Source organism: Micromonospora sp. NPDC047465 (genome assembly GCF_040643125.1).
Classification (GTDB): Bacteria; Actinomycetota; Actinomycetes; order Mycobacteriales; family Micromonosporaceae; genus Micromonospora.
In genome coordinates, this window is record NZ_JBEYTP010000112.1 from 1 (window position 1) to 4,798 (window position 4,798).

Genomic DNA, 4,798 nt, shown 5'->3' on the forward strand with positions numbered 1-4,798 from the left:
GCCCGCCCCCCCGGCGGGGGGCGGCGGCGGGGGGGCGGCGCGGGCGGGGGGGGGGGGGCGGCCGGGCGCGCGGGGGCGCCGGGCCGGCCCCCCCCCCCCGGGTCACCTGCCCAGCGCTCGCTGGATCTGCGCGATCAGCACGCCGCAGGCGTACCGGTCCACGCCGCCGACCATGCCGAGGATGGTCGCCTGATACGGGCCGTTGTCCGTCTCCGCCGGGTCGTAGTGCATGAACACGACGAACTGCCCACGGTCGATGAACGGCGCGAGGATCGGCTCGGCGTCCACCCCCGGCGCGAGCGAGAAGAACGTGGTCATGGCGCACGGGTGCTGACCCAGCAGCGAACTGCGGTGCAGCAACGACGAGGTGGCTCCGCTGACCCGGAAGTTCGGGTCGATGACGCGCAGTTCGCCGTCCCGGCCGATGCCGGCGTCGAACGAGCAGTATCCCCGGTACCCGAGAGCGGCCGCCTTCCGAACCCCCGCGGTCAGCGCCTGGATCAGTTCCGCCGGCGGTTGCTCGTCGTCCATCACACAACCGATCCACGTCGAGGTGGGCTGCGGCAGGTGTACGGACGCACCGAAGTACTCCACCGATCCGCCGTCCGTCACGCCGAACTGGAGCCCCCAGACCGTCCGGAAGAGAACCTCCTCCTCGACGATCCACTGATCGCTGACCTGCTCCAGTTGGTTGAACAGTGACCTGTTCAACCGGTCCTGCAGCCTTCTGGTGAAGATCGCGATCCCGCTGTACACCTCGGCGCCGGCCGGTTTGACGACCGCCGGCCGACGGTCCTGCTGCACGATCCGCCGCACCTCGGCGGGGGTGGCGACCTGCCGGCGGGGCAGGTACTCCGGGGCGATCAGCGTTTCCAGGACGGTCTTGTTGTTGAGGCGGGCCAGCAGGTCCGGCGGAACCCGGGCAGGGGCCGTCCGAAGTTGCGGATCGTGCGGCGGGAACTGGAACTCCAGCAACTCGCCGCGTTCGGCGGCCTCCCGGGCGAGCCGCACCGCGTGGTCGCCGGACCGGAACTCGCGCAGGTCGCTGGGCGGCTTGAGGCCACACCGGCTGATCAGACGCAGCGACTTGTCCGCGCTGGCTCCGGTGCTGCAGATGGCCGCCGTCTGGTGCGGCAGCGTGAGGTGAAGGCCGGTGATCATGTCCAGCCCGTTGTGCAGGCCGGCGCCCGCGCCGGCCAGATAACGGCTGCTTGCGGTGGCCACCGGACTGGGTGGTCGGGCCAGGACCACCCCTTCATGAGCGAACACCTGTACCTGGATAGGCCCATCCATTGGATCTCCTGACATGCCGGCCCGTAAAGGGGCCTCGGGGATGGCACGAGTCCGGGTGCACCACCACCACGAACAGCGGAGGACGTGGGCGGATGCGTGGCGTCCCGGTTCTGATGAGGCCGCTCGACCACGGAAGTCGGGCGTGCCGCGTGCACCGGCCGGACGGCTCGACGTTTGACCGGCCAGGTAGCGGCTGGCTTGTGGTCAGCGCTGAGTTGGCGCGGTGCACACCAGCAGCCGGTGCGCTTGCCAGTCACCGACTGCGTCGTGAACAGAATTCGCGATACGGAAACCTTAGTCAGCACGCATTGACCGTCGATGGGCCGGTCAGCCGAGTACGGACCGGCCCTTTACGTCACCGACAATGCCAGGTCGGGGGGTCGGGGGGAGCGCGGTTCGGGCACCCGAAGAACAGAGCGTGACATTCTCTCGTCACTCCACTCCCGTCGCCCCGATCAATGGAAAACGCAGTGTCGACGCCCAATACGTGAAGCGCCCCGAGCACCGACGGATCGGGCCCGACCAGCACTCTTGGCCATCGCCACCCGGCGCTCTCAGATCCTCGCCGAGACAGCACTCCGGGTAACCGCGCGGGCGCCTCGGAAGGCGGCGGGAGCGCCGGGCGTCACTACGCTCCGTGACGCTTCGGCCGTCCACGCCCGACCGGACCGATCTCGGCAAGGCGTGGACCGACGCCCTGGTCGACCATTCTCTTTTCACCGAAGGATGGTGATCACTGACGAATGACCCTCTCGATTATCCGTCCGAATGACCCTCGTCCGGCCGGTGAGCCGAGTGGACCCTACGAGGTTCCGGCAGGATTTCCACGGCTGTCTGATCGCGCAGTCGGACGACTTGTCCAACCTGACCAGCGAGAATCCACGGCACACGGCCGGAAACCACTAATCCTCAGTGGACACGGCACTAGGGGTCGACTGTGTGTCTAGGGGTGTACGCCGCTCCGGCCGGCTCCATAGCGTCTGGCACCACCGGTTCGTCGTTTCCCCTCACCGCACAGAATCGGGGACGCATGTGGGTGCGCCGCGCCCTGACGGACAGGAGGTGCCGGTGGCTGGGTCGGACACCCGGTTGCGGCTTCCAGACGGTGACCCCGTCCTGATCGCACCGCCGGTCCCGAGGCGTCCCCACCTGTGCCCCACCGCGGCACGCCGCAGGACGCCGTCCACCGCCGTCCGCGCCTCCCACGGACCACCTACGGCACGACCGGCTCCGCTCCGGAGAGACGTCGGTCGGCCGCCCCCCGTACGCGGCGGCGACGCTCCACGCCGCCCCCCACCACTGCGTCACACCGCGCTGTCCGCAGTGCGGCACATCGGCTGACCGGCCGCTCCGGCCACGCGCCGCCCGGTCACCCCTTTCGATCGGAGGTTGGTTCGTGTCTGTCGGGTCCGTTGGTGGTCAGGTCCGGGTTGTGGGTGTCGCCGGGGCGGGTGCCGAGTTCGAGGGCCTGGACCTGGTGGGTGACCTGCGGCGGCCGTTGGTGTGGCCGGCCCGGGCGGCCTCGCAGTCGCGGACGGTGGAGCTGCCCGACCTGACGGGCCCGGAGCCGGCCGGTGTGGTGCTGCTGGCCGGCCTCGTCGGCGTGCTGGCCCGGTACACCGGTCAGCACGAGGTGGCGCTGGGCCTGACGTCGGGCGGATCGGCGGTCCGGGTGGGTGTCGCGGACGATCCGGCGTTCGGTGAGCTGGCGGGGCGGGTCGGTGCGGCTTGGGCTGCGCCGGTGGCGACTACGGGCGCACCGGGTCCGGTCGCGGTGGCCCTGGTCGACGGCCCGATCGCCGAGACGGGCCCGCAGGTGGTGGACGTCGACCTGGCGGTGAGTGTGGCCTCGGACGGATCCGGGCTGCGGATCGACTACGCGGCCGAAGCATTCTCCACGGACTGGGTGCGGGGCCTGCTGGACCAGACCGTGGTGTTGACCTCGGCGGGGGTACGGGAGCCCGAGGTCGGCCTGCGGGCGTTGCCGTTGGTCACCGATGTGGAGCGCGAGCGGTTGTTGGCGTGGGGGCGGGGGCCAGTGCGTCAGGTGCCCGGAGCGCCGATTCACGAGTTGGTGCTGCGGTGGGCGGAGCGGACGCCGGATGCGGTGGCGGGTGCCGCTGGCGACGAGGTGCTGACGTACGGGGAACTGGCGCGCCGGTCGGGGGCGCTGGCGGGGTACCTGCGGTCGGTGGGTGTGGGCGCCGGTGACGTGGTGTCGTTGGCGTTGGACCGCAGCCTGTGGTCGCTGATCGCGATGGTGGGGGTGTTGCGGGCGGGGGCGGCGTACACGCCGATGGACGTGGCCTGGCCGGCGGAGCGGATGCGGGTGTTGCTGGCCGACCACGGCGCTCGGGTGGTGTTGACCGTCGGTGAGGTGGCCCCGCGGATTCCCCGGGTCGACGGGGTGCGGGTGGTGGCGTTGGACGACGACTGGGAGACGGTGCGGGCAGGCGACCCGGTCGGGTTGCCGGTGGTCGACGCCTCGGCGCCCGCGTTCGTGATCTACACCTCGGGGTCGACGGGTACCCCGAAGGGCGTGGTGCTCTCCCACGACAGGCTGACGAACTTCCTGGCGTGGATGCGCGAGGAGTGCGCGGTCGGTCCGGACAGCCGGATGCTGCACTGCTGCGCCCCCGTGTTCGACGTGGCCCTGGGCGAGGTCTTCACCGCCCTCACCTCCGGCGCACGCGTCGTGGTGTCTTCCCGTGACGACCTGCTCGACGCGCGCCGACTCACCGAACTCATCGCCAAGGAGCAGGTCACCCACGCGTTCTGCCCGCCCACCAACCTGGCCGCGGTCGACCCGGCCGGCTGCCCGAGCATGTCCTGCGTGACCCTCGCCGGTGAGCCGATCCCACCCCGCATGGCACAGAGGTGGCTGGCCGCCGGCGCCCGCCTGATCAACGCGTACGGTCCGGCCGAGGCGTCCGTCGCCTGCACCTGGTACGACGCCGGAGCCGGCTGGGGCGGCGCGTACGTGCCCATCGGCTGGCCCATGCCCAACCGGCAGATCCGCGTCGTCGACCCGCAGTTGAACCTCGTCCCCATGGGCGTCCCCGGCGAAATCCTCATCACCGGATCCGGGGTGGCTGACGGCTATCTGAACCGCCCGGAGTTGACGGCCGAGCGCTTCGTGACCGACCCGTACGGCGGCGGCCTCGCCTACCGCACGGGCGACCTGGGCCGGTGGAACGCCACCGGGGCGCTGGAAATCCTCGGCCGGATGGACCACCAGGTCAAAGTCAACGGCATCCGGATCGAGCTGGGCGAGATCGAAGCGGTGCTGGCCCACCACCCGCACGTGAGTGGTGCAGTGGTGGTGCGCCGGGAGGACCAGGGCGTCGCCCGGCTGGTCGGCTACGTGACCGGCCGGGAAGGCCGCACCCCGATAGTGAGCGAACTACGCGCCCACGCCGCGACCGCACTGCCCTCCTACATGGTCCCGGCCGTCATCATGACCCTCGACCGGTTCCCCGTCGGCGGCACCGGAAAAATCGACCGC

Annotated in this window: 2 protein-coding genes; one reads left to right on the forward strand and one right to left on the reverse strand. The window is 71.0% G+C overall.

What is annotated here, in order from left to right:
• Positions 1 to 102: 102 nt before the first annotated feature.
• Positions 103 to 1,269 (reverse strand): ATP-grasp domain-containing protein, encoded by a 1,167-nt coding sequence (locus ABZ793_RS34520; protein WP_357465172.1) that lies wholly within the window; start codon positions 1,267 to 1,269, stop codon positions 103 to 105.
• Positions 1,270 to 2,689: 1,420 nt separating this feature from the next.
• Here ABZ793_RS34520 and ABZ793_RS34525 point away from each other — a divergent pair.
• Positions 2,690 to 4,798, forward strand: a 2,109-nt coding sequence (locus tag ABZ793_RS34525; RefSeq protein WP_357465174.1) for an amino acid adenylation domain-containing protein, incomplete at its 3' end; no start/stop codon positions are given.